General features: G+C 55.8%; 19 protein-coding genes, 2 rRNA genes and 1 riboswitch. Of the genes, 12 read left to right on the forward strand and 9 right to left on the reverse strand.

Features of this window, described 5'->3' with window-relative positions; translation table 11 throughout:
* Positions 1-24 precede the first annotated feature (24 nt).
* Together KTH07_RS18950 and KTH07_RS18955 are read right to left on the reverse strand one after the other, a co-directional pair.
* Positions 25-2,923 (reverse strand): 23S ribosomal RNA (locus tag KTH07_RS18950).
* Positions 2,924-3,121: 198 nt separating this feature from the next.
* Positions 3,122-4,652: ribosomal RNA gene (locus KTH07_RS18955) — 16S ribosomal RNA — on the reverse strand.
* Together the 16S and 23S rRNA genes form the textbook arrangement of a ribosomal RNA operon.
* A 563-nt stretch (positions 4,653-5,215) precedes the next feature.
* Between KTH07_RS18955 and purH the strand changes: the two genes are divergently transcribed.
* Complete coding sequence (gene purH / locus KTH07_RS18960) at positions 5,216-6,805, forward strand: bifunctional phosphoribosylaminoimidazolecarboxamide formyltransferase/IMP cyclohydrolase (protein ID WP_017384075.1); 1,590 nt, start codon at positions 5,216-5,218, stop codon at positions 6,803-6,805.
* Between the two features lie 15 nt (positions 6,806-6,820).
* The gene (gene purD, locus KTH07_RS18965) at positions 6,821-8,113 is read left to right on the forward strand and encodes a phosphoribosylamine--glycine ligase (RefSeq protein ID WP_015569963.1); all 1,293 of its coding nucleotides are present in this window, start codon (positions 6,821-6,823) and stop codon (positions 8,111-8,113) included.
* Between the two features lie 48 nt (positions 8,114-8,161).
* On the opposite strand, the gene KTH07_RS18970 is transcribed toward purD, so the two are convergent.
* The 6 genes from KTH07_RS18970 to nudC all read right to left on the reverse strand — a co-directional run bounded on the left by KTH07_RS18970 (position 8,162) and on the right by nudC (position 12,514).
* Positions 8,162-8,854 carry a DUF1481 domain-containing protein gene (locus KTH07_RS18970; protein WP_017384076.1) on the reverse strand — a complete coding sequence of 231 codons (693 nt, stop codon included), beginning with the start codon at positions 8,852-8,854 and terminating at the stop codon, positions 8,162-8,164.
* A gap of 11 nt (positions 8,855-8,865) precedes the next feature.
* The gene (gene hupA, locus KTH07_RS18975; protein WP_002445246.1) at positions 8,866-9,138 is read right to left on the reverse strand and encodes a nucleoid-associated protein HU-alpha; all 273 of its coding nucleotides are present in this window, start codon (positions 9,136-9,138) and stop codon (positions 8,866-8,868) included.
* 186 nt (positions 9,139-9,324) lie between these two features.
* Positions 9,325-9,915: a YjaG family protein gene (locus tag KTH07_RS18980; protein WP_003862310.1), complete on the reverse strand. Its 591-nt coding sequence runs from the start codon at positions 9,913-9,915 to the stop codon at positions 9,325-9,327.
* A gap of 41 nt (positions 9,916-9,956) precedes the next feature.
* Positions 9,957-10,628, reverse strand: a complete 672-nt coding sequence (nfi, locus tag KTH07_RS18985) for a deoxyribonuclease V (protein WP_023302920.1) — start codon at positions 10,626-10,628, stop codon at positions 9,957-9,959.
* A 9-nt stretch (positions 10,629-10,637) separates the two neighbouring features.
* Complete coding sequence (hemE, locus tag KTH07_RS18990) at positions 10,638-11,702, reverse strand: uroporphyrinogen decarboxylase (protein WP_022650209.1); 1,065 nt, start codon at positions 11,700-11,702, stop codon at positions 10,638-10,640.
* 38 nt (positions 11,703-11,740) lie between these two features.
* Positions 11,741-12,514 carry an NAD(+) diphosphatase gene (gene nudC, locus KTH07_RS18995; RefSeq protein WP_015569966.1) on the reverse strand — a complete coding sequence of 258 codons (774 nt, stop codon included), beginning with the start codon at positions 12,512-12,514 and terminating at the stop codon, positions 11,741-11,743.
* Positions 12,515-12,609: 95 nt separating this feature from the next.
* Here nudC and KTH07_RS19000 point away from each other — a divergent pair, with 95 nt between their 5' ends.
* The 10 genes from KTH07_RS19000 to KTH07_RS19045 all read left to right on the forward strand — a co-directional run bounded on the left by KTH07_RS19000 (position 12,610) and on the right by KTH07_RS19045 (position 21,394).
* Positions 12,610-13,107 (forward strand): Rsd/AlgQ family anti-sigma factor, encoded by a 498-nt coding sequence (locus tag KTH07_RS19000; RefSeq protein WP_017384077.1) that lies wholly within the window; start codon positions 12,610-12,612, stop codon positions 13,105-13,107.
* A 54-nt stretch (positions 13,108-13,161) separates the two neighbouring features.
* A riboswitch (TPP riboswitch) is annotated at positions 13,162-13,271 on the forward strand.
* 78 nt (positions 13,272-13,349) lie between these two features.
* A complete protein-coding gene (gene thiC / locus KTH07_RS19005; protein WP_023302919.1) occupies positions 13,350-15,245 on the forward strand; it encodes a phosphomethylpyrimidine synthase ThiC in 1,896 nt (631 codons plus the stop codon).
* Positions 15,245-15,886: a thiamine phosphate synthase gene (gene thiE, locus KTH07_RS19010; RefSeq protein WP_017384079.1), complete on the forward strand. Its 642-nt coding sequence runs from the start codon at positions 15,245-15,247 to the stop codon at positions 15,884-15,886. The genes thiC and thiE overlap by 1 nt, the downstream gene beginning before the upstream one ends.
* A complete protein-coding gene (thiF, locus tag KTH07_RS19015) occupies positions 15,873-16,628 on the forward strand; it encodes a thiazole biosynthesis adenylyltransferase ThiF (RefSeq protein ID WP_023302918.1) in 756 nt (251 codons plus the stop codon). The genes thiE and thiF overlap by 14 nt, the downstream gene beginning before the upstream one ends.
* The gene (thiS, locus tag KTH07_RS19020) at positions 16,612-16,812 is read left to right on the forward strand and encodes a sulfur carrier protein ThiS (RefSeq protein ID WP_015569971.1); all 201 of its coding nucleotides are present in this window, start codon (positions 16,612-16,614) and stop codon (positions 16,810-16,812) included. The genes thiF and thiS overlap by 17 nt, the downstream gene beginning before the upstream one ends.
* A gap of 1 nt (position 16,813) precedes the next feature.
* The gene (thiG, locus tag KTH07_RS19025; protein WP_023302917.1) at positions 16,814-17,581 is read left to right on the forward strand and encodes a thiazole synthase; all 768 of its coding nucleotides are present in this window, start codon (positions 16,814-16,816) and stop codon (positions 17,579-17,581) included.
* Positions 17,581-18,708, forward strand: coding sequence for a 2-iminoacetate synthase ThiH (gene thiH / locus KTH07_RS19030; RefSeq protein ID WP_015569973.1), 1,128 nt, complete (start codon positions 17,581-17,583; stop codon positions 18,706-18,708). The genes thiG and thiH overlap by 1 nt, the downstream gene beginning before the upstream one ends.
* A gap of 338 nt (positions 18,709-19,046) precedes the next feature.
* Positions 19,047-20,588: a sensor domain-containing diguanylate cyclase gene (locus KTH07_RS19035; RefSeq protein WP_063162058.1), complete on the forward strand. Its 1,542-nt coding sequence runs from the start codon at positions 19,047-19,049 to the stop codon at positions 20,586-20,588.
* A 180-nt stretch (positions 20,589-20,768) separates the two neighbouring features.
* The gene (locus tag KTH07_RS19040; protein ID WP_010425948.1) at positions 20,769-21,077 is read left to right on the forward strand and encodes a PTS sugar transporter subunit IIB; all 309 of its coding nucleotides are present in this window, start codon (positions 20,769-20,771) and stop codon (positions 21,075-21,077) included.
* On the forward strand, positions 21,077-21,394 hold the full coding sequence (locus KTH07_RS19045) for a PTS lactose/cellobiose transporter subunit IIA (protein WP_003862327.1): 318 nt from the start codon (positions 21,077-21,079) through the stop codon (positions 21,392-21,394). Before KTH07_RS19040 ends, KTH07_RS19045 begins: the two co-directional genes overlap by 1 nt.
* A gap of 115 nt (positions 21,395-21,509) precedes the next feature.
* Here KTH07_RS19045 and rpoC read toward each other — a convergent pair whose 3' ends face one another.
* Positions 21,510-25,733, reverse strand: a complete 4,224-nt coding sequence (rpoC, locus tag KTH07_RS19050; protein ID WP_017384083.1) for a DNA-directed RNA polymerase subunit beta' — start codon at positions 25,731-25,733, stop codon at positions 21,510-21,512.
* Positions 25,734-25,794: the final 61 nt, after the last annotated feature.

A 25,794-nucleotide genomic window follows, 5' to 3' on the forward strand; every position in this document is an offset into this window, starting at 1 on the left:
TCGCCAAAACACCTTCGGCGTTGTAAGGTTAAGCCTCACGGTTCATTAGTATCGGTTAGCTCAACGCATCGCTGCGCTTACACACCCGACCTATCAACGTCGTCGTCTTCAACGTTCCTTCAGGAGACTCAAGGTCTCAGGGAGAACTCATCTCGGGGCAAGTTTCGTGCTTAGATGCTTTCAGCACTTATCTCTTCCGCATTTAGCTACCGGGCAGTGCCATTGGCATGACAACCCGAACACCAGTGATGCGTCCACTCCGGTCCTCTCGTACTAGGAGCAGCCCCCCTCAATTCTCCAGCGCCCACGGCAGATAGGGACCGAACTGTCTCACGACGTTCTAAACCCAGCTCGCGTACCACTTTAAATGGCGAACAGCCATACCCTTGGGACCTACTTCAGCCCCAGGATGTGATGAGCCGACATCGAGGTGCCAAACACCGCCGTCGATATGAACTCTTGGGCGGTATCAGCCTGTTATCCCCGGAGTACCTTTTATCCGTTGAGCGATGGCCCTTCCATTCAGAACCACCGGATCACTATGACCTGCTTTCGCACCTGCTCGCGCCGTCACGCTCGCAGTCAAGCTGGCTTATGCCATTGCACTAACCTCCTGATGTCCGACCAGGATTAGCCAACCTTCGTGCTCCTCCGTTACTCTTTGGGAGGAGACCGCCCCAGTCAAACTACCCACCAGACACTGTCCGCAACCCGGGTAACGGGTCTACGTTAGAACACCAGCCATTAAAGGGTGGTATTTCAAGGTTGGCTCCACGCAGACTGGCGTCCACGCTTCAAAGCCTCCCACCTATCCTACACATCAAGGACCAGTGTTCAGTGTCAAGCTATAGTAAAGGTTCACGGGGTCTTTCCGTCTTGCCGCGGGTACACTGCATCTTCACAGCGAGTTCAATTTCACTGAGTCTCGGGTGGAGACAGCCTGGCCATCATTACGCCATTCGTGCAGGTCGGAACTTACCCGACAAGGAATTTCGCTACCTTAGGACCGTTATAGTTACGGCCGCCGTTTACCGGGGCTTCGATCAAGAGCTTCGCGTTGCCGCTAACCCCATCAATTAACCTTCCGGCACCGGGCAGGCGTCACACCGTATACGTCCACTTTCGTGTTTGCACAGTGCTGTGTTTTTAATAAACAGTTGCAGCCAGCTGGTATCTTCGACTGATTTCAGCTCCACCCGCAGGGGCTTCACCTACACATCAGCGTGCCTTCTCCCGAAGTTACGGCACCATTTTGCCTAGTTCCTTCACCCGAGTTCTCTCAAGCGCCTTGGTATTCTCTACCTGACCACCTGTGTCGGTTTGGGGTACGATTTCGTGTTACCTGATGCTTAGAGGCTTTTCCTGGAAGCAGGGCATTTATCACTTCAGCACCGTAGTGCCTCGTCATCACACCTCAGCGTTAAAGGTACCGGATTTACCGGAACCTCCGCCTACATGCTTAAACCGGGACAACCGTCGCCCGGCTGACATAGCCTTCTCCGTCCCCCTTCGCAGTAACACCAAGTACAGGAATATTAACCTGTTTCCCATCGACTACGCCTTTCGGCCTCGCCTTAGGGTCGACTCACCCTGCCCCGATTAACGTTGGACAGGAACCCTTGGTCTTCCGGCGAGCGGGCTTTTCACCCGCTTTATCGTTACTTATGTCAGCATTCGCACTTCTGATACCTCCAGCATGCCTCACAGCACACCTTCAACGGCTTACAGAACGCTCCCTACCCAACAACGCATAAGCGTCGCTGCCGCAGCTTCGGTGCATGGTTTAGCCCCGTTACATCTTCCGCGCAGGCCGACTCGACCAGTGAGCTATTACGCTTTCTTTAAATGATGGCTGCTTCTAAGCCAACATCCTGGCTGTCTGTGCCTTCCCACATCGTTTCCCACTTAACCATGACTTTGGGACCTTAGCTGGCGGTCTGGGTTGTTTCCTCTTCACGACGGACGTTAGCACCCGCCGTGTGTCTCCCGTGATAACATTCTTCGGTATTCGTAGTTTGCATCGGGTTGGTAAGCCGGGATGGCCCCCTAGCCGAAACAGTGCTCTACCCCCGAAGATGAGTTCACGAGGCGCTACCTAAATAGCTTTCGGGGAGAACCAGCTATCTCCCGGTTTGATTGGCCTTTCACCCCCAGCCACAGGTCATCCGCTAATTTTTCAACATTAGTCGGTTCGGTCCTCCAGTTAGTGTTACCCAACCTTCAACCTGCCCATGGCTAGATCACCGGGTTTCGGGTCTATACCCTGCAACTTAACGCCCAGTTAAGACTCGGTTTCCCTTCGGCTCCCCTATACGGTTAACCTTGCTACAGAATATAAGTCGCTGACCCATTATACAAAAGGTACGCAGTCACCCCATAAAGAGGCTCCCACTGCTTGTACGTACACGGTTTCAGGTTCTTTTTCACTCCCCTCGCCGGGGTTCTTTTCGCCTTTCCCTCACGGTACTGGTTCACTATCGGTCAGTCAGGAGTATTTAGCCTTGGAGGATGGTCCCCCCATATTCAGACAGGATACCACGTGTCCCGCCCTACTCTTCGAGTTCACAGCAAGTGTGCTTTCGTGTACGGGACTATCACCCTGTACCGTCGGACTTTCCAGACCGTTCCACTAACACACAAGCTGATTCAGACTCCGGGCTGCTCCCCGTTCGCTCGCCGCTACTGGGGGAATCTCGGTTGATTTCTTTTCCTCGGGGTACTTAGATGTTTCAGTTCCCCCGGTTCGCCTCGTTAACCTATGTATTCAGTTAACGATAGTGCAACGGATTGCACTGGGTTTCCCCATTCGGACATCGCCGGGTCAAAGGTTCATATCACCTCGCCGGCGCTTTTCGCAGATTAGCACGTCCTTCATCGCCTCTGACTGCCAGGGCATCCACCGTGTACGCTTAGTCGCTTAACCTCACAACCCGAAGATGTTTCACTTCTGATTGCGAAAATTTGAGAGACTCGAACACACATGAGCTGTGTGTCGTTTCAATTTTCAGCTTGATCCAGATTTTTAAAGAGCAAAACTTCTTAATGCACTCAAAAGTACATTCAGAAGTTCATCATTCATCAGACAATCTGTGTGAGCACTGCAAAGGCAGGTTCTTTAAGGTAAGGAGGTGATCCAACCGCAGGTTCCCCTACGGTTACCTTGTTACGACTTCACCCCAGTCATGAATCACAAAGTGGTAAGCGCCCTCCCGAAGGTTAAGCTACCTACTTCTTTTGCAACCCACTCCCATGGTGTGACGGGCGGTGTGTACAAGGCCCGGGAACGTATTCACCGTGGCATTCTGATCCACGATTACTAGCGATTCCGACTTCATGGAGTCGAGTTGCAGACTCCAATCCGGACTACGACGCACTTTATGAGGTCCGCTTGCTCTCGCGAGGTCGCTTCTCTTTGTATGCGCCATTGTAGCACGTGTGTAGCCCTACTCGTAAGGGCCATGATGACTTGACGTCATCCCCACCTTCCTCCAGTTTATCACTGGCAGTCTCCTTTGAGTTCCCGGCCGGACCGCTGGCAACAAAGGATAAGGGTTGCGCTCGTTGCGGGACTTAACCCAACATTTCACAACACGAGCTGACGACAGCCATGCAGCACCTGTCTCAGAGTTCCCGAAGGCACCAAAGCATCTCTGCTAAGTTCTCTGGATGTCAAGAGTAGGTAAGGTTCTTCGCGTTGCATCGAATTAAACCACATGCTCCACCGCTTGTGCGGGCCCCGTCAATTCATTTGAGTTTTAACCTTGCGGCCGTACTCCCAGGCGGTCGACTTAACGCGTTAGCTCCGGAAGCCACGCCTCAAGGGCACAACCTCCAAGTCGACATCGTTTACGGCGTGGACTACCAGGTATCTAATCCTGTTTGCTCCCCACGCTTTCGCACCTGAGCGTCAGTCTTTGTCCAGGGGCCGCCTTCGCCACCGGTATTCCTCCAGATCTCTACGCATTTCACCGCTACACGGAATTCTACCCTCTACAAGACTCTAGCCTGCCAGTTTCGAATGCAGTTCCCAGGTTGAGCCCGGGGATTTCACATCCGACTTGACAGACCGCCTGCGTGCGCTTTACGCCCAGTAATTCCGATTAACGCTTGCACCCTCCGTATTACCGCGGCTGCTGGCACGGAGTTAGCCGGTGCTTCTTCTGCGGGTAACGTCAATCGACAAGGTTATTAACCTTATCGCCTTCCTCCCCGCTGAAAGTACTTTACAACCCGAAGGCCTTCTTCATACACGCGGCATGGCTGCATCAGGCTTGCGCCCATTGTGCAATATTCCCACTGCTGCCTCCCGTAGGAGTCTGGACCGTGTCTCAGTTCCAGTGTGGCTGGTCATCCTCTCAGACCAGCTAGGATCGTCGCCTAGGTGAGCCGTTACCCCACCTACTAGCTAATCCCATCTGGGCACATCCGATGGCAAGAGGCCCGAAGGTCCCCCTCTTTGGTCTTGCGACGTTATGCGGTATTAGCTACCGTTTCCAGTAGTTATCCCCCTCCATCAGGCAGTTTCCCAGACATTACTCACCCGTCCGCCACTCGTCAGCGAAGCAGCAAGCTGCTTCCTGTTACCGTTCGACTTGCATGTGTTAGGCCTGCCGCCAGCGTTCAATCTGAGCCATGATCAAACTCTTCAATTTAAAAGTTTGATGCTCAATGAATTAAACTTCGTAATGAATTACGTGTTCACTCGTTGAGACTTGGTATTCATTTAGTGTCCGAGGACATTAAGAATCCATGTCACTTTGAGTGCCCACACAGATTGTCTGATAAATTGTTAAAGAGCAGTTGCGACGCGCTTCAGCGCTCTGTCGCGAGGTGGCGTATATTACGCTTTCCTCTTTCAGAGTCAACCCGTTATTTCAGGATTTTTTCTCTTCAGCCGACCGGGTTATCTGTGAAGTGATTCACATCCGCCGTGTCGATGGAGGCGCATTATAGGGAGTTCTCCGCAGGCCGCAACCGCTAAATGACAGAAAAATGACTGACTGCTGCATTCCACAGCAAAACCCCGCCTTATACCTTTTTACGCACAGACTTATCCACAATGATACGAAAAAGTAAAAATATGCGAGCGTTGCGCAAACGTTTTCGTTAAAATGCTCGCGCTTCACAAGGATGCCTCGTCAGGTGTGTTAGATGAGTTTTTCGCTAGAAAATTCATCTAACGCTCTCTGTAATCGTGAAATCCAGGGGATTTACCATGCAACAACGTCGTCCAGTCCGCCGCGCTCTGCTCAGTGTTTCTGATAAAGCCGGTATCGTCGAATTCGCTCAGGCACTTTCCGCACGCGGTGTGGAGCTGCTTTCTACAGGTGGCACCGCGCGCCTGTTAGCAGAGAAAGGTCTGCCGGTAACCGAAGTGTCCGATTACACCGGTTTCCCGGAAATGATGGATGGACGCGTCAAAACCCTGCATCCGAAAGTGCACGGCGGTATTCTGGGCCGTCGCGGTCAGGACGACAGCATTATGGAGCAGCACAATATTGCCCCCATCGACATGGTGGTCGTTAACCTCTACCCGTTCGCCCAGACCGTTGCCCGCGAAGGCTGTTCTCTGGAAGACGCTGTTGAGAATATCGACATCGGCGGCCCGACCATGGTGCGCTCCGCAGCCAAGAACCATAAAGATGTGGCCATCGTGGTAAAGAGTAGTGACTACAACGCCATTATTAATGAGATGGATGCCAACGAAGGGTCCCTGACGCTTGAAACGCGTTTCGATCTCGCCATCAAAGCCTTCGAGCATACCGCCGCCTACGACAGCATGATCGCCAACTACTTCGGTAGCCTGGTACCTGCCTACCACGGTGAAAGCAAAGATCCTTCTGGCCGCTTCCCGCGCACCCTGAATCTGAACTTCATTAAGAAGCAGGATATGCGTTACGGCGAGAACAGCCACCAGCAGGCTGCCTTCTATATAGAAGAAGAGGTAAAAGAAGCCTCTGTAGCGACTGCCCAGCAGGTACAGGGCAAAGCCCTCTCCTATAACAACATTGCCGATACCGACGCCGCGCTGGAATGCGTGAAAGAGTTCAGCGAGCCAGCCTGCGTTATCGTCAAGCACGCCAACCCATGCGGCGTTGCGGTAAGTGCGTCTATTCTGGAAGCTTACGATCGCGCCTACAAAACCGACCCGACCTCCGCGTTCGGCGGCATTATCGCCTTCAACCGCGAGCTGGATGCGGAAACCGCGCAGGCCATCATCTCCCGTCAGTTTGTCGAAGTGATCATCGCGCCATCAGCATCCGAAGAGGCGCTGAAAATCACCGCGGCGAAACAGAACGTGCGCGTACTGGTTTGCGGCCAGTGGGCAGAACGCGTCCCGGGCCTGGACTTCAAGCGCGTGAACGGCGGGCTGCTGGTTCAGGACCGCGATCTGGGTATGGTGGGCGAAGCCGATCTGCGTGTCGTCACCAAACGTCAGCCAACCGAGCAGGAACTGCGTGACGCGCTGTTCTGCTGGAAAGTGGCGAAGTTTGTGAAATCCAACGCCATCGTCTACGCCAAAGAGAACATGACCATCGGAATAGGCGCAGGCCAGATGAGCCGCGTTTACTCTGCGAAAATCGCGGGTATTAAAGCAGGTGACGAAGGTCTGGAAGTCAAAGGTTCCGCCATGGCTTCTGACGCCTTCTTCCCGTTCCGTGACGGTATCGACGCGGCCGCTGCTGTGGGCATCACCTGTGTGATCCAGCCTGGCGGTTCAATCCGTGATGACGAAGTGATTGCCGCTGCCGACGAGCATGGCATCGCAATGATCTTCACCGACATGCGCCACTTCCGCCATTAATTCCCGGAGCAGAAAATGAAAGTATTAGTGATTGGTAACGGCGGGCGCGAGCACGCCCTGGCGTGGAAAGCAGCGCAGTCTCCGCAGGTTGAAACCGTCTTTGTGGCACCGGGTAACGCCGGGACCGCGCTGGAGCCCGCACTACAGAACGTCGCCATCGGTGTAACCGACATCCCGGCGCTGCTGAGCTTTGCCCAAAACGAGAATATCGATCTGACGATTGTTGGCCCGGAAGCACCGCTGGTGATCGGCGTTGTAGATGCCTTCCGCGCCGCGGGCCTGAAAATTTTCGGCCCAACGGAAGGGGCTGCGCAGCTGGAAGGCTCAAAAGCCTTCACCAAAGATTTTCTCGCGCGTCATAACATCCCGACGGCGGAATATCAGAACTTCACCGAGGTAGAGCCTGCTCTGGCTTACCTGCGTGAAAAAGGCGCGCCGATTGTGATCAAAGCCGACGGCCTGGCTGCCGGGAAAGGCGTTATCGTGGCGATGACCCTCGAAGAAGCGGAAGCCGCCGTGCAGGATATGCTGGCGGGTAACGCCTTTGGCGACGCGGGCCACCGCATCGTGATTGAAGAGTTCCTCGACGGCGAAGAAGCGAGCTTTATCGTGATGGTTGACGGCGAGCACGTTCTGCCGATGGCGACCAGCCAGGATCACAAGCGCGTAGGCAATGCCGACACGGGGCCAAACACCGGCGGGATGGGAGCTTACTCCCCTGCTCCGGTGGTCACTGACGAAGTACACCAGCGCACCATGGACCGCATCATCTGGCCAACCGTGAAGGGGATGGCTGCGGAAGGCAATACCTACACCGGTTTCCTTTACGCAGGCCTGATGATCGACAAGCAGGGTAACCCGAAGGTGATTGAATTCAACTGCCGCTTCGGCGATCCGGAAACCCAGCCGATCATGCTGCGCATGAAGTCCGATCTGGTTGATCTGTGTCTGGCGGCGTGCGAAGGGAAGCTGGACGAGAAAACTTCCGAGTGGGACGAGCGTGCCTCTTTAGGTGTGGTGATTGCTGCGGGTGGCTATCCGGGTAGCTACAACACCGGAGATGAGATCCACGGCCTGCCGCTGGAAGAGATTGACGGTGCGAAGGTGTTCCACGCCGGTACAAAGCTCTCTGACGACGACCGCGTGCTCACCAACGGCGGTCGCGTGCTGTGTGCGACCGCGCTGGGCCAGACCGTGGCAGAGGCGCAGAAGCGCGCCTATGCGCTGATGGCGGATATTCACTGGAATGGCAGCTTCAGCCGCCAGGATATCGGCTATCGTGCCATTGCGCGGGAGCAGGGAGAGTAATTTCACACCCTCACCCTAACCCTCTCCCACAGGGAGAGGGGATTTACGTCAGAAACTCTTCTCTGTCGGCTGCCAGGTGCAGAAATCTTCATTCGCCACCAGCAACAGCTGAGAGCCTTCCGGCGCTTCCAGCCATGCCACACTCACCTCCACAGATGAATGCCGCTGACGACGCTGAATGTGTTCGGTTGCCCAGGATTCAAGCTCAGGCTTCACCGTCTGCCCTTCGCAGGTGGTCACCGTGCCGTCGGCATGCCAGCGCCCCTGGCGCAGCACCACGCGGCCCTGACGCAGCGCATCGCTGGTCTGGCGGAGTTGTTCAGCACGGTAGCGGTAGAGAGCGACCTGATCGCTGGAAAGCTGCTGTTTCAGTCCACTGACCTCATGCTGCATAAAGCTCAGCTCGCCGTGGTCGTCGAAACGCACCTTCACGTGTTCGGGAGTCTTACTGTAGATATTCAGTTCAATGAGCGACAGCGCATCGCCCTGCCAGCGGTATTCTGCGGTCGAGGTGTTGCCGTTATGCCACGGGCTGAATGCGGTGAGCATATGGACTTCATCGCTGGAATCTTTGCGCCAGATCCTGACCGCACCCTGGTTGTCAGCATAGCCGCTGGCGGTAAACGGGGGGAGTGAGGAATCATGGCTACAGGCAGACAGCAACAGTACGCCTGCCAGCGCGAGCGTTCCACGCCAGAATGACAAAAGGGGCGTTGCCGCCCCTTCGTTAAAACTGTTCACTGCCACGCGTCTTACTTAACTGCGTCTTTCAGTGCTTTACCAGAAACAAATGCCGGCACGTTAGCTGCGGCGATTTTGATTTCTTTACCGGTCTGCGGGTTGCGGCCAGTACGCTCAGCGCGGTGGTTCACTTTGAAGGTACCGAAACCAACCAGTTGTACAGCATCGCCTTCTTTCAGAGACTCAGTAATAGCAGCCAGGGTAGATTCCAGAGCAGCTTTAGCCTGCACTTTAGACAGATCAGCCTTGTCCGCAATTACATCAATCAGTTGAGTCTTGTTCATAAGTTATCCTTTCAATGTGTTTATCGCTTGCTAAGCATCGAGTGCGACGAAAATGCCAAAAAAGCACTCTCCTGCATACACGCACCGATAGCCACTTTTTTTCGCCCCCCAAATGTAGACCAGACGGGGGGCGAAAGGGAAGAGTCGAGGAGTGACAAAACAGGCGTTAAATCACGTTTTGTTGTCTCATTGGTTAAAAATTATACCAATATTGCTCTCACCGGCCTCGCGAAGGTCCGCGCGAAGCCCTTTGATCAGCTCAATATCACGTTCTTCACACTCCGCCAGCAGACGGAAAATTTCCCACTGAATATCCCATTCCTGTTCAACCGCCGGGTTAGCACGCAGCTCCTCGTCGGTCATTTCACGGCCTTCCTGGGTCATTTCCAGCATCGCAACGGTGGTAATGGATGCCTTACTGACTTCAATGGCGTGTTCCAGGGTTTCACCGCTCAGACGGGAGTGGATCAGCTCGCTCAACGCCACACAGGCATCAATGGCCGGGTAGACGCCATACAGGTCGAAATCATCCGCAGCCGGAATAGCCTCTTCCAGCTTTTCGAGCTGAGAGTCAAAATTTACCTTCGCATCTTTGACCGTCAGCGTCTCCCAGATTAAATCCAGGATACGACGATAAATCTGGCCTTCGCCAAACGCCGTCTGCTTGCAGAACGCGGCATAGTTGGGATACATGCGCTCGCACAGGCAAGCCATAAACGTCACGTGCTGCCAGCTTTCCAGCTTCTCAAGGCGCAGATGAATCGGGTTTTGTAACATGATGATGTCTCGAATCGAAAATTAGCCGCAGTTTACCTGAATCACGGCTGAATTTCCTGCCAACGAATGAATGCCGGACGTGAAGAGGCCACGGCGTCAGCCCAGCGGGTTGGCTCCGGTAAACGGTAGCCCTTCATACAGCGTTGCACCCACGCCAGTGCGCTATCCATGCTGACCCGATGCCCGGTGGCGATAAACAACGGGTTGCAGCGCGCTTTACTGCGCCAGACCCACGCCAGCTGCTCGCCTTTATGGATAAGCGGCGCCAGCGCGCCCGGTTCGGCAGAGAGCGGCTCAAACGCGCCGCACAGGCGTTTTTTCGCCACGCCGATGGTCGGCACGTCCACCAGCAGACCAAAGTGGCTGGCGACGCCTAAGCGACGCGGATGGGAGATACCATGCCCATCAACAAACAGCAGATCGGGTTTTCGCGAGAGTTGCTCCCACGCGGCCAGCAGCGCGGGATATTCGCGGAAGGAGAGAAAGCCGGGGATATAGGGCATGGTAGTGGCGATACGCGCCACCTTGTACTCCACCAGCTCCAGCGAAGGGTATTTCAGCACCACCATCGCCGCTCGCGTCACTTCACCGCCCTGCTCAAATCCGACGTCCGCCCCGCCAATGTACCGCGGAGGGTCCGTATCCAGACGATCCTCGCGGATCACTGATGAAGCCAGTTCGATTTGCTGAGCGCGTAGCGACGCGAGATCCATAACCACTCCTTACTTATGATACTGGGCAGAAAGCCGATGCACCGCCTCCACAAATACGCCAGCGTGTTCTGGCGGTACATCCTGATGAATACCGTGACCGAGGTTGAAGACGTGGCCTTCGCCCTGGCCGAAACCAGACAGTATAGTCGACACTTCTTCTTCGATACGGGCAGGCTGCGCATAGAGCATGGACGGATCCATGTTGCCCTGGAGCGCCACTTTGTCCCCCACGCGACGGCGCGCATCGGCAATATCGGTGGTCCAGTCGAGGCCCAGCGCGTCGCAGCCGGTGGCCGCCATCGCTTCCAGCCACTGACCGCCGCCTTTGGTAAACAGCGTCACCGGCACGCGACGGCCTTCGTTTTCACGCAGCAGGCCATCGACAATTTTGTGCATGTAGTACAGGGAGAACTGCTGATAATCACGTCCGGTCAGCACGCCGCCCCAGGTGTCGAAAATCATCACCGACTGCGCGCCCGCTTTAATCTGCGCGTTGAGATAGAGCGTGACGCTCTTCGCCAGCTTGTCGAGCAGGGCATGCAGGGCCAGCGGCTCGGCGTACATCATCTTTTTGATGACGGTAAAGGCTTTGCTGCTGCCGCCTTCCACCATGTAGGTGGCCAGCGTCCACGGACTACCGGAGAAGCCAATCAGCGGCACGTCGCCTTTCAGTTCGCGGCGAATGGTGCGCACGGCGTTCATCACATAGCCCAGCTCGCCTTCAGGATCGGGGATCGGCAGCTTATCAACGTCGGCTTTGCTTTTGATCGGAGAGGTAAAACGCGGGCCTTCTCCGGTTTCGAAATAGAGCCCAAGGCCCATCGCATCCGGAATGGTGAGAATGTCCGAAAAAAGAATGGCGGCATCGAGCGGGAAGCGGCGCAGCGGCTGGAGCGTCACTTCACAGGCCAGCTCGGCGTTTTTGCACAGCGACATAAAATCGCCTGCCTGCGCGCGCGTGGCTTTGTACTCTGGCAGATAGCGTCCCGCCTGGCGCATCATCCACACCGGGGTGACATCAACGGGCTGGCGCAGCAGCGCACGCAGATAACGATCGTTCTTCAGTTCGGTCATTTTGCAGTTCCTTATTGCGTCAGTCCGTCAGTGTAACACTACTCATACTCGGCCCGACACATTGCCACGGTATCTTCTATCAGGCGACGCGCCACCGTTCCCGGTGGGGGCAGCAGCGGTAAATCGTCGTAGCGATACCAGTTCGCCTCCAGCAGCTCTTTCTGATCGATAACAATCTCGCCGCTGTCGTATTCCGCCATAAACGCGGTCATCAGGGACATCGGGAACGGCCACGGCTGCGATGTCACATAGCGCAGGTTTTTCACCTTAATGCCGCTCTCCTCCATCACCTCGCGCGCCACCGCCTGTTCCAGCGTTTCGCCGACTTCCACGAACCCGGCGAGGACGGTGTGAATGCCGTTGCGATGGCGGGTATGCTGCGCCAGCAGGATGGAATCATCACGGCGGATGGCGACAATGATGCACGGTGCGATTTGCGGGTAATAGCGTTCACGGCAGTGGCCGCAAAGCATTGCCCACTCGGTTTTGCTCGGGTGCATGGTGTGGCCGCAGTAGCCGCAGTATTTGTGCGAGCGGTAAAACTCCGCCAGCTGCACGCCGCGCCCCGCCAGCTGGAACAGGCCGACATCCCGATCCAACACCTGACGAACGGATCCCATATCCTGACGACGAGCCTGTTGGATCAACCATACCGGATCGCCCTGCCACTCGCCGATCCGCAGCGCCGGTTGGCCGACGAGATCGAAGATGTCTGCCGCACCGTAGGGTATCTCCCCACCGGGCAGCCATAATTTTTGTTCGTGACTGACGATCCACCAACCCAGATCTGATTTTTCAATAATACGATCCATATCTATTGCACTACCTTCGCTTCACTGACATGTTGTTAGCATTATGGTTACATTTTGGATAAGCAGATCCCATTCTAAACCTTATGGAGTCGACCATGTTAAACCAGCTGGAAAGCCTGACTGAGCGCGTTGGAGGAAGTAACACCCTGGTGGATCGCTGGCTACATGTGCGCAAGCATCTACTCGTGGCGTATTACAATCTGGTTGGTCTTAAGCCTGGCAAAGAATCCTTTATGCGGCTGAATGAAAAAGCGCTGGACGACTTCTGTCAGAGCCTGGTCGACTACCTTTCCGACGGCCATTTCAACCTTTATGAACGCATTATCCGCGAAATGGAAGGGACAACGCCGTATTTAGCGGCCAGCAAACTCTGTCCGCTGCTGGAAGCCAACACCCAGCAGATCATGGACTACTACGATTCCACGCTAGAGAACGCTATCGATCACGATAACTATCTTGAGTTTCAGCAGGCGCTTTCCGACCTTGGCGAAGCGCTGGAAGAGCGATTCACGCTGGAAGACAAGCTCATCGCCCTCGTGCTGGACAACAACCTGAATATCAGCACCAGCGATAACGTTGCGCGCCCTGCTTGAGTTCTTAATCGTTAACGAGTAATTTACAACCATTCGCCCCTCTCACGAGGGGGAATTTTCTTGTCGGAGTGCCCAGTGTGAAAGCACGGGCTGAGACCGTTAATTCGGGATCCGCGGAACCTGATCAGGTTAATACCTGCGAAGGGAACAAGAGTCACACTGCTGTTGTATCGCCCCCCGGCGATCTTCTCTTGCTTCATCCGTCGTCTGACAAGCCATGTCCTTCACATCTGGAATGAGCTATGTCTACTGCAAAACTGACCCGCCGCGAACAGCGCGAACACGCACAACGCTTCATCGACACCCTGGAAGGCACCGCTTTCCCGAACTCGAAACGCATCTACATTTCCGGCTCACAGGCTGATATCCGCGTCCCGATGCGCGAAATCCAGCTCAGCCCGACGCTTATCGGCGGCAGCAAAGAGAACCCGCAGTTTGAAGACAACGAAGCCGTGCCGGTATACGACACCTCCGGCCCGTACGGCGATCCTTCTGTTGCTATCAACGTACAGCAGGGTCTGGCAAAACTGCGCCAGCCGTGGATTGACGCCCGTAACGACTGCGAAGAGCTGAGCGTGCGCAGCTCGGCGTACACCAACGCGCGCCTGGCCGACGACGGTCTGGACGCGCTGCGCTTTACCGGCCTTCTGACGCCAAAACGCGCTAAAGCGGGCAAATGCGTCACCCAGCTGCACTACGCGCGCCAGGGTATCGTCACGCCGGAGATGGAGTTCATCGCCATCCGCGAAAACATGGGCCGCGAGCGCATCCGCAGCGAAGTGCTGCGCCACCAGCATCCTGGTGAAGGGTTTGGCGCTCGCCTGCCGGAAAACATCACGCCGGAATTTGTGCGTGACGAAGTGGCCGCCGGGCGCGCCATTATCCCCGCCAATATCAACCATCCGGAATCCGAGCCGATGATTATCGGCCGCAACTTCCTGGTGAAGGTCAACGCCAACATCGGCAACTCAGCGGTGACGTCATCCATCGAAGAAGAGGTGGAAAAGCTGGTCTGGTCGACGCGCTGGGGCGCGGACACGGTGATGGACCTTTCCACTGGCCGCTATATTCATGAGACCCGCGAGTGGATCCTGCGTAACAGCCCGGTGCCGATTGGCACCGTCCCGATTTATCAGGCGCTGGAGAAGGTCAACGGCATCGCCGAAAACCTCACCTGGGAAGCGTTCCGCGACACGCTGCTGGAGCAGGCCGAGCAGGGCGTGGACTACTTCACCATCCACGCGGGCGTGCTGCTGCGCTACGTGCCGATGACGGCGAAACGTCTGACCGGTATCGTCTCACGCGGCGGTTCGATTATGGCGAAATGGTGCCTTTCCCATCATCAGGAAAACTTCCTCTACGAACACTTCCGCGAAATCTGCGAAATTTGCGCCGCGTACGACGTCTCCCTGTCGCTGGGCGACGGCCTGCGTCCTGGCTCCATCCGCGATGCTAACGACGAGGCGCAGTTTGCCGAGCTGCACACGCTGGGCGAGCTGACCAAAATCGCCTGGGAGTACGATGTGCAGGTGATGATTGAAGGCCCGGGCCATGTGCCGATGCAGATGATCCGTCGCAACATGACCGAGGAGCTGGAGCACTGCCACGAAGCACCGTTCTACACCCTGGGGCCGTTGACCACCGATATTGCGCCGGGCTACGACCACTTCACGTCAGGCATTGGCGCGGCGATGATCGGCTGGTTCGGCTGCGCCATGCTCTGCTACGTGACGCCGAAAGAGCACCTCGGGCTGCCAAACAAAGAGGACGTGAAGCAGGGGCTGATCACCTACAAGATTGCCGCCCACGCGGCGGATCTGGCGAAAGGCCATCCGGGCGCGCAAATCCGCGACAACGCCATGTCCAAAGCGCGCTTTGAATTCCGCTGGGAAGACCAGTTTAACCTGGCCCTCGATCCGTTCACCGCCCGCGCCTATCACGACGAAACCCTGCCGCAGGAATCGGGCAAAGTGGCGCACTTCTGCTCCATGTGCGGACCTAAATTCTGCTCGATGAAAATCAGCCAGGAAGTACGTGATTATGCCGCCGCGCAGACCATTGAAGTCGGCATGGCGGACATGTCGGAAACCTTCCGCGCGAAAGGCGGCGAAATCTACCTCAAAAAAGAGGAGGCATAATGTACCAGCCTGATTTCCCCCCTGTCCCCTTCCGCTTAGGGCTTTACCCGGTGGTGGACAGCGTGGCGTGGATCGCCCGCCTGCTGGAAGCTGGCGTTCGCACCCTCCAGCTACGCATCAAGGATAAACGCGATGAAGAGGTGGAGGCCGACGTGGTCGCCGCTATCGCGCTGGGACGTCGCTACCACGCCCGCCTGTTTATCAACGACTACTGGCGGCTGGCGGTTAAACACCAGGCGTACGGCGTGCATCTGGGACAGGAAGATCTGGAAACGACCGATCTCAACGCGATCCGTGACGCCGGTCTGCGGCTGGGCGTCTCCACCCACGACGATATGGAGATCGACGTGGCGCTGGCGGCCCGCCCCTCTTATATCGCGCTCGGGCACGTTTTCCCGACGCAAACCAAACAGATGCCGTCCGCTCCACAGGGTTTGACGCAGCTGGCGGCCCACGTTAAGCGCCTTGCCGATTACCCCACCGTCGCCATCGGCGGGATCAGCCTTGAACGTGCGCCCGCGGTGCTGGAGACCGGCGTCGGCAGTATCGCCGTCGTCAGCGCTATCACCCAGGCGGCAGACTGGCAGGCCGCCACCGCGCAGCTTTTACAACTGGCAGGAGCAGGTGATGAAAGATCGTGATTTTATGCGTTACAGCCGCCAGATCCTGCTGGAGGATATCGCCATCGAGGGGCAGCAAAAGCTGCTCGCCAGCCGGGTACTGATTGTCGGTCTGGGCGGATTAGGCACCCCCGCCGCGCTGTATCTGGCCGGCGCGGGCGTGGGCACGCTGGTGCTGGCCGATGACGACGAGGTACATCTCAGCAATCTGCAACGGCAAATTCTCTTTACGACAGAAGATATCAACCAGCCTAAAGCGCACGTTACGCGCCAGCGGCTGAACCAGCTTAACCCCGATATCGAACTGGTCGCACTCCAGACGCGGCTGAGCGGGGAAGATCTGCAACGCGAAGTGGCCCTTGCCGACGTGGTGCTGGACTGTACGGACAATATGGCGACACGTCAGGCCATCAACGCGGCCTGTGTTGCGCAGAACACGCCGCTGATCACCGCCAGCGCGGTCGGTTTCGGTGGGCAAATAATGGTGCTTACGCCGCCGTGGGCACAGGGCTGCTACCGCTGCCTGTGGCCGGACGAGGCTGAACCGGAGCGTAACTGCCGCACGGCAGGCATTCTGGGCCCGGTGGTGGGCGTGATGGGTACTCTTCAGGCGCTGGAGGCCATCAAGTTGCTCAGCGGCATGGAGACAGAACGCAACACGCTGCGGCTGTTCGACGCCCGCTCCAGCGGCTGGCGTCATCTGGCGTTAAACCGTGCCAGCCACTGCCCGGTATGCGGAGGCCGCAATGCGCATTCTGTTTAACGATGAGCCGATGACGTGCGACGACGATCTCACCGTTGCCGCCCTGCTCGACATGCTGCGCCAGCTGAAGCCGGGAACGGCGCTGGCGCTCAATCAACAGATCCTGCCGCGCGAGCGGTGGGAACATCAGCAGGTCAATGAGGGCGACCAGATCCTGCTGTTTCAGGTTATCGCAGGGGGCTGAGATGTTACGTATTGCCGACAAAGTCTTTGATTCACATCTGTTTACCGGAACCGGAAAATTCGCCTCCCCGCAACTGATGGTGGATGCCATTCGTGAAAGCGGCAGCCAGCTGGTGACGCTGGCGATGAAGCGCGTGGATTTGCGTCAGCACAACGATGCCATACTTGCGCCGTTACTGGAGGCAGGCGTGACGCTCTTACCGAATACCTCCGGTGCGAAAACGGCCGAGGAAGCAATTTTCGCTGCGCAACTGGCGCGGGAAGCGCTCGGCACCCGCTGGCTGAAGCTGGAAATTCATCCGGACGCCCGCTGGCTGTTGCCCGATCCGATCGAAACCCTGAAAGCGGCAGAGAAGCTGGTGCAGCAGGGGTTTACCGTTCTGCCCTACTGTGGTGCCGATCCTGTGCTGTGCAAGCGTCTGGAAGAGGTCGGCTGCGCGGCTGTAATGCCGCTAGGGGCGCCCATTGGCTCCAACCAGGGACTGGAGACCCGGGCGATGCTGGAGATCATCATCGAGCAGGCGACCGTGCCCGTGGTGGTGGATGCGGGCATCGGCGTACCCAGTCACGCCGCGCAGGCACTGGAGATGGGGGCCGATGCGGTGCTGGTCAATACCGCGATTGCGGTGGCCGACGACCCGGTGATGATGGCGCGTGCGTTCCGCCTTGCCGTCGAGTCCGGTCTGCTGGCTCGGCAGTCCGGCCCCGGCTCGCGCAGTGTTCAGGCGCAGGCCACCAGCCCGCTGACCGATTTTCTGGAGGCGCTCTGATGGCTACCTTTACCGATCGCTGGCGTCAGCTTAACTGGGACGATATTGCCTTACGCATCAACAGTAAAACCTCTGCGGACGTAGAGCGGGCATTAACAGCCAAACATTTGACGCGCGAAGATTTGATGGCCCTGCTTTCTCCGGCAGCCAGCGCGTACCTTGAACCGATGGCCCAGCGCGCGCAACGCCTCACCCGCCAGCGTTTTGGCAACACGGTGAGCTTTTACGTGCCGCTCTATCTTTCTAATCTGTGCGCCAATGACTGCACCTACTGTGGTTTCTCCATGAGCAACCGTATTAAGCGTAAAACGCTGGATGAGCATGAGATCGCCCGCGAGTGTGCGGCTATTCGTGAGATGGGTTTTGAACATCTCCTGCTGGTGACGGGTGAACATCAGGGCAAAGTGGGGATGGACTATTTTCGCCAGCATCTTCCGGCCATCCGCCGCGAATTTGCCTCGTTGCAAATGGAAGTGCAGCCTCTGTCGCAGGAGGAATATGCGGAGCTGAAAACCCTCGGGCTGGACGGCGTAATGGTTTATCAGGAAACCTACCATGAGGCGACCTATGCCCGGCATCACCTGAAAGGGAAGAAGCAGGATTTCATCTTCCGGCTGGAAACGCCGGATAGGCTGGGGCGCGCCGGTATCGATAAAATTGGGCTGGGCGCGCTTATCGGTCTGTCCGACAGCTGGCGGGTGGACTGCTATATGGTGGCGGAGCATCTGCTGTGGCTACAGCAGCAGTACTGGCAAAGCCGCTATTCCATCTCTTTCCCGCGACTGCGTCCCTGTACGGGAGGCGTTGAACCCGCCTCGCTGATGGATGAGCGCCAGCTGGTGCAAACCCTGTGTGCATTTCGCCTGTTCGCGCCGGAAGTGGAATTGTCGCTCTCCACGCGTGAATCCCCCGCGTTTCGCGACCGCGCGATCCCGCTGGCGATCAATAACGTCAGCGCCTTTTCCAAAACGCAGCCGGGCGGTTACGCGGACGATCACCCGGAACTGGAACAGTTTGCACCGCACGACGGCCGACGGCCCGAAGCGGTGGCGGAAGCCCTGACTGCACAGGGGCTACAGCCGGTGTGGAAAGACTGGGATAGCTGGCTGGGAAGAGCCTCGCATTAGCGCTGAAACTGTCTGCAAAAATGCGAAAAGGTTACGAGGCGGCTCGTAAGATCATAACCGGGCGATTGAGGCGATCTGCCCGGTTTTCTTATGCTTAACCACGTCAGCAACGGACGCTGACCAGGGTGAAAATGCTTCTTCCTCGTTTCGCCCTGCCCTCCGCCTCTTAAACAAAATTCAATTGATACAATAAATACGTCGTTTCTTATCTACGCTTAAGATAAATCATCTCGTCGGTAATCGCCTTCTGTATAATTTACTACCAGCAACCGGACAGCGACTATGCTGAGGGTATCGACAGACGCAACGCGTCTACCATCTGGATTGATGTACAACTCATGGCACTCCACAGTAAAAAGCTCTCTTTTACCCGGCCAATTATGGTCAGCTTCGCGGGGATCCTGTTCAGTTTCGCGCTGATCGCCATCCCGGTCATCCTTTCACAGAGAAAGGATTTTCTTGAGGATTATCATAAAATTAATGGTAATTTCACCCATAATCTGGCGGTGAACTATACCGAATCCATCCTGCGAGAAAATGACTATATTCTTGGTCGCGCTGCGATGTACTTCGCCCGTAACGACAGAGTAAATCAGACAATAAATATCGATCCGACACACGGTTTGCAGATGTTGATGCATTTGCAGAACCTGATGCCGACGGTGTCGTCTATCTCTCTGGCGGACACAGAAGGGCGCCATCTGCGCGCGCCGGAAGTGCTGCCAACGGAGAAAAGTAAGTCGTTCGACGCCAGAACCCGCCCATGGTTTGTCGGGCAAGCGGAAGCCAGCAACTTTCCTCACTACACCCGCCCCTATCTGGACTATTTCACCCAACATCCTACTGTCACCCTCTATAAGCCGGTCATTTCACCGGAAGGCCGTCTGAAGGGCACGCTCGCTTTCCATCTTGATTTAACGTCCATGGGGTATACCCTGCGCCAGATGGTGGCGCCTGTTCAGGGTGAGTTTTTTGTCGTGGAGCGTGACGGCGCCGTTGTGCTGCATCCGGACACGGGGGCGCTCTTTAAGCAGTACGTAAGCGAAGCGCTGATGGACAAAATGACCAGCGGCGAAGGCCATCTTTTCGACCCCAAAAGTAAAACCTGGTATTACTACTACTCTTTCACCAATCCGGACTGGTTTGTGATTTATCGGGTCTCCGATGCCACGCTTAACGTCATCACCCGGCATGAAACCACCGTCGTCGGCTGGGGATTTGCGCTGGCGGCAATCATCATCATTTTGTTCGGGCTTTACCTTCGTCATGCCTCGCGTTCTGTGCTGATGAACATTATCAACGCCATCAAAACCGGCGACGTCAACCAGGCACCACGCCTTGAGGCGATGCTCAGCCATACCATTCGAACCAATAAAGAACGCGAGCTGGCCTATGTCCGTCAGGCCACCCATGATGCGCTGACAGGCTGCAAAAATCGCCGTGCGTTCGATAACGATGTGGATGAGCTGCTGACCGCTCATCAACCCTTCGTTCTGGCGCTGATCGACATCGATAACTTCAAATCCATTAACGACACCTGGGGCCACCTGAGCGGGGATATTGTGCTGCGCAACGTGGCGCGGGAAGGTATTCAGATCATGCAGCCGCACCACGTTTCCGTTTACCGCTACGGTGGAGAAGAGTTCGGCGTGATATTCCCGGCCGAGCTGATGAACTCCGCGCACGCGCTACTGGAAGCCTGGCGCACCGCCGTTGAAAAGCGGACCTGGCGGGAAGAGAACCTGCGAGTGACCTTCAGCGCCGGGATGGGAGAGTGGCACTTCGAACCGCTGGAACAATTTATCGGTAGCGTAGATGAAGCGCTGTATACCGCTAAACAACAGGGTAAAAACCGCATCGTAAGCACGGCCTGCCGATAATACCCTTCCTCAAATTCTGCCCGATCTGACGGGCAGAATGCTCTCCGCTGTAAAATTGTAACCGGTTTCAGAAAAATGCCGATTTCTTTGTGATGCCTGACACACAATCGCGGTAAAGCGGTTGTTGAAGCGGTCTGCACGGGATAATTATCAATAAACACATGTAGATCGAGGCTGACTATGAAGAACATCGTTTTATGCTGTGCAGCGGGAATGTCAACCAGCATGCTGGTTCAACGTATGAAAGATGCCGCGCAGAAAAAAGGAGTCGAAGTAACCATTAAAGCCGTTCCGGTCGCGGAGTTTAAAGATAACATCGCGACGGCTGATATCGTATTACTGGGGCCACAGGTTAAATACGAACAGGCAAAACTCCAGGCGCAGGCCGATCCGCTCGGAAAAAAGGTTGCGGTCATCGACATGATGGATTACGGCATGATGAAAGGTGATGCCGTACTGGAAAAAGCGCTCAAACTTCTGGAGTCATAATGGAAGACTTAGAAACCACGATTATGGAACTGCTTGTCAACGCAGGCGCAGCGCGCAGCGCGGCCCTGACGGCGTTGCAGATGGCGCGAAAAGGCGACTTTGATGAAGCCGAGAAAGCGATGGAAGAATCGCGTGAATATGTGAAACATGCGCATACGATCCAGACGCAGCTTATCGGTCTTGATGAAGGGACCGGGAAACTTCCGGTTAACCTGATCACCGTTCACTCTCAGGATCACCTGATGAACGCGATGGTTATTCAGGATCTGGCGGGCGATATGATTGAGCTTTATCGACGTATCCCGTTAGTGAACTGAAGACATACAGATGTAAAAAAACCCGCCGAGGCGGGTTTTTTATTGTCGGGTGGCGCTACGCTTACCCGACCTGTGATTCATATGCCCGGTAATTTTACCTACCGGGCATCAACGATTACTCGTTGTCGGAACCGCCCAGACCTGCGTTCAGCAGTTCTGCAAGGCTCGCGGATGCATCTTCGGCAGTCACCTGCGGTGCAGCTGGCAGTTCGCCCGCTGCGCGACGACGCATACGATCCTGGTGGTACGCATAACCGGTACCGGCCGGGATCAGACGACCCACGATAACGTTCTCTTTCAGACCGCGCAGTTCATCACGTTTACCTGCAACAGCCGCTTCGGTCAGGACACGAGTGGTTTCCTGGAACGATGCAGCAGAGATGAAGGACTCGGTTGCCAGAGACGCTTTGGTGATACCCAACAGATCGCGTGCGAAGGTCGCACCGATTTTGCCGTTCGCTTCCAGATCGCGGTTAGCGATCTTAACGCGTGAGTATTCAACCTGCTCGCCTTCCAGGAAGTCGGAGCTGCCCGCGTTTTCGATGGTTGCTTTACGCAGCATCTGACGAACGATAACTTCAATGTGTTTATCGTTAATCTTAACGCCTTGCAGACGGTATACGTCCTGTACTTCGTTAACAATGTAACGGGTAACAGCATGCACACCACGCAGACGCAGGATGTCGTGCGGCGCTTCTGGACCATCGGAAACCACGTCACCACGTTCTACGCGTTCACCTTCGAACACGTTGAGCTGACGCCACTTAGGAATCATCTCTTCGTACGGCTCGCTGCCATCTACTGGCGTAATAACCAGGCGGCGCTTACCTTTGGTCTCTTTACCGAAGGAGATGATACCGCTGATTTCAGCCAGGATCGCAGGCTCTTTCGGACGACGTGCTTCGAACAGGTCCGCAACGCGTGGCAGACCACCGGTGATGTCCTTGGTACCGCCGGATTCCTGAGGAATACGCGCCAGGGTGTCACCAGAGCTGATCTGTACGCCATCTTCCAGCTGTACAATCGCTTTACCCGGCAGGAAGTACTGCGCAGGCATATCGGTACCAGGGATCAGAACGTCGTTGCCCTGAGCATCAACGATTTTCAGTGCAGGACGCAGATCTTTACCGCCGGTAGTACGTTCAGCAGAATCCAGAACCACCAGAGAAGACAGACCGGTCAGCTCGTCGGTCTGACGAGTAATGGTCTGGCCGTCGATCATGTCAGTGAAGCGGATGAAACCACTTACTTCGGTGATAACCGGCATGGTGTGTGGATCCCAGTTTGCAACGGTTTCACCGCCAGCAACCTGCTCGCCATCACCTTTCGCCATAACCGCACCGTAAGGCACTTTATAGCTCTCTTTGGTACGACCGAATTCGTCGATCAGCTTCAGCTCGGTGTTACGGGAAGTGATAACCAGTTTACCGCTGGAGTTCACAACCGACTTCGCGTTGCTGAGCTTGATGCTACCTTTGTTTTTCACCTGGATGCTGGATTCAGCAGCCGCACGAGATGCCGCACCACCGATGTGGAACGTACGCATCGTCAGCTGTGTACCCGGCTCACCGATGGACTGTGCCGCGATAACGCCGATAGCCTCACCTTTGTTGATGATGTGGCCACGCGCCAGGTCACGACCGTAGCAGTGCGCACACACACCAAAGTCGGTGTCACAGGATACAACGGAACGCACTTTCACGGAGTCAACAGAGTTCGCTTCCAGCAGGTCACACCACTGTTCGTGCAGCAGGGTGTTGCGTGGAACCAGAATGTCTGCGGTGCCCGGCTTCAGAATGTCTTCCGCGGTCACACGACCCAGTACGCGATCGCGCAGCGGCTCTTTAACATCACCACCCTCGATAACCGGGGTCATGGTGATACCTTCGAGGGTGCCACAATCGTCTTCGGTGACGACCAGATCCTGCGCAACGTCAACCAGACGACGCGTCAGATAACCGGAGTTCGCCGTTTTCAGTGCGGTATCCGCCAGACCTTTACGCGCACCGTGCGTGGAGATGAAGTACTGGAGTACGTTCAGACCTTCACGGAAGTTCGCGGTGATTGGCGTTTCGATGATGGAGCCATCTGGCTTCGCCATCAGACCACGCATACCTGCCAGCTGACGAATCTGTGCCGCAGAACCACGCGCACCGGAGTCGGCCATCATGTAGATGCTGTTGAAGGAGACCTGCTGCTCTTCTACGCCGTCACGGTTAATCACGGTTTCGGTTTGCAGGTTATCCATCATCGCTTTAGATACACGATCGTTCGCCGCAGCCCAGATATCGATAACTTTGTTGTAACGTTCGCCTGCGGTTACCAGACCAGACTGGAACTGCTCCTGGATCTCAGCAACTTCAGCTTCCGCTTCAGAGATGATCTCGTGTTTCTTCTCTGGGATGACCATGTCATCGATACCAACAGATGCACCTGAACGCGCTGCATAAGCAAAGCCGGTGTACATTGTCTGGTCAGCGAAGATAACGGTCGGCTTCAGACCCAGAATGCGGTAACAGGTGTTCAGCATTTTGGAGATCGCTTTCTTGCCCAGCGCCTGGTTGACGATGGAGAAAGGCAGACCTTTCGGTACGATCATCCACAGAATGGCACGGCCAACGGTCGTGTCTTTCAGGCTGGTGTGCGCAACGAACTCGCCGTTTTCATCTTTTTCGTATTCGGTGATACGCACTTTAACGCGCGCATGCAGAGAGGCCAGGCCAGCGCGATAAATACGCTCAGCTTCTTTCGGGCCAGTCAGCACCATGCCTTCGCCTTTGGCGTTAACACAGTCACGGGTCATGTAGTACAGACCCAGTACAACGTCCTGAGAAGGAACGATGATAGGTTCACCGTTCGCTGGAGACAGGATGTTGTTGGTAGACATCATCAGCGCACGCGCTTCGAGCTGGGCTTCCAGCGTCAGCGGTACGTGAACAGCCATCTGGTCACCATCGAAGTCGGCGTTATAGGCCGCACAAACCAGCGGGTGCAGCTGGATCGCTTTACCTTCGATCAGGACTGGCTCAAAGGCCTGGATACCCAGACGGTGCAGAGTTGGTGCACGGTTCAGCAGTACCGGGTGTTCGCGGATCACTTCGTCCAGGATATCCCAAACGACAGCTTCTTCACGCTCAACCATTTTCTTCGCGGCTTTGATGGTGGTGGCGAGGCCACGCAGTTCCAGCTTGCCGTAGATGAACGGTTTGAACAGCTCCAGTGCCATTTTCTTCGGCAGACCGCACTGATGCAGACGCAGGTATGGACCTACGGTGATTACAGAACGACCGGAGTAGTCAACACGCTTACCGAGCAGGTTCTGACGGAAACGACCCTGCTTACCTTTGATCATGTCGGCCAAAGATTTCAGAGGACGTTTGTTAGAACCGGTGATCGCACGACCACGACGACCGTTATCCAACAGGGCATCGACTGCTTCCTGAAGCATACGTTTTTCGTTGCGTACGATGATGTCCGGCGCAGCCAGATCCAGCAGACGTTTCAGACGGTTGTTACGGTTGATCACGCGACGGTACAGATCGTTCAGATCCGACGTTGCGAAACGACCACCATCCAGCGGAACCAGCGGACGCAGATCTGGCGGCAGAACCGGCAGAACGGTCAGGATCATCCACTCTGGTTTGTTACCAGACTGAACGAACGCTTCCAGCAGTTTGATACGCTTGGTCAGCTTTTTACGCTTGGTTTCGGAGTTGGTTTCGTTCAGCTCTTCGCGCAGAGTTTCACACTCTTGCTCCAGATCCATGCTCTTCAGCAGGGCCTGGATAGCTTCCGCACCCATCTTCGCGTCGAATTCGTCACCGAACTCTTCCAGCGCGTCCAGATACTGTTCTTCGGTCAGGATCTGGTTACGTTCCAGATTGGTCATCCCGCCTTCGATAACCACATAAGATTCGAAGTACAGAACACGTTCGATATCGCGCAGCGGCATATCCAGCAGCAGACCGATACGGGACGGCAGAGATTTCAGGAACCAGATGTGAGCGGTCGGAGACGCCAGCTCGATGTGGCCCATACGCTCACGGCGTACTTTGGTCTGGGTCACTTCAACGCCGCACTTCTCACAGATCACACCACGGTGTTTCAGGCGCTTGTACTTACCGCACAGGCACTCGTAATCTTTTACTGGCCCGAAAATACGCGCACAGAAAAGGCCGTCACGCTCAGGTTTGAACGTACGGTAGTTAATGGTTTCCGGCTTTTTAACTTCACCGAAAGACCATGAACGGATCATGTCTGGCGAAGCCAGAGCAATTTTGATCGCATCAAACTCTTCGGTTTTAGTTTGCGCTTTCAGAAACTTTAATAAGTCTTTCACGGATTTGCTCCCGTCGGAGTTAGCACACTCTGCTGTCGGGCGTTAACCCGACAGCAGTGAC

Origin of the sequence: Enterobacter cloacae complex sp. ECL72 (assembly GCF_019056635.1) — a bacterium.
In the GTDB taxonomy this organism is placed as follows: Bacteria; Pseudomonadota; Gammaproteobacteria; order Enterobacterales; family Enterobacteriaceae; genus Enterobacter; species Enterobacter hormaechei_C.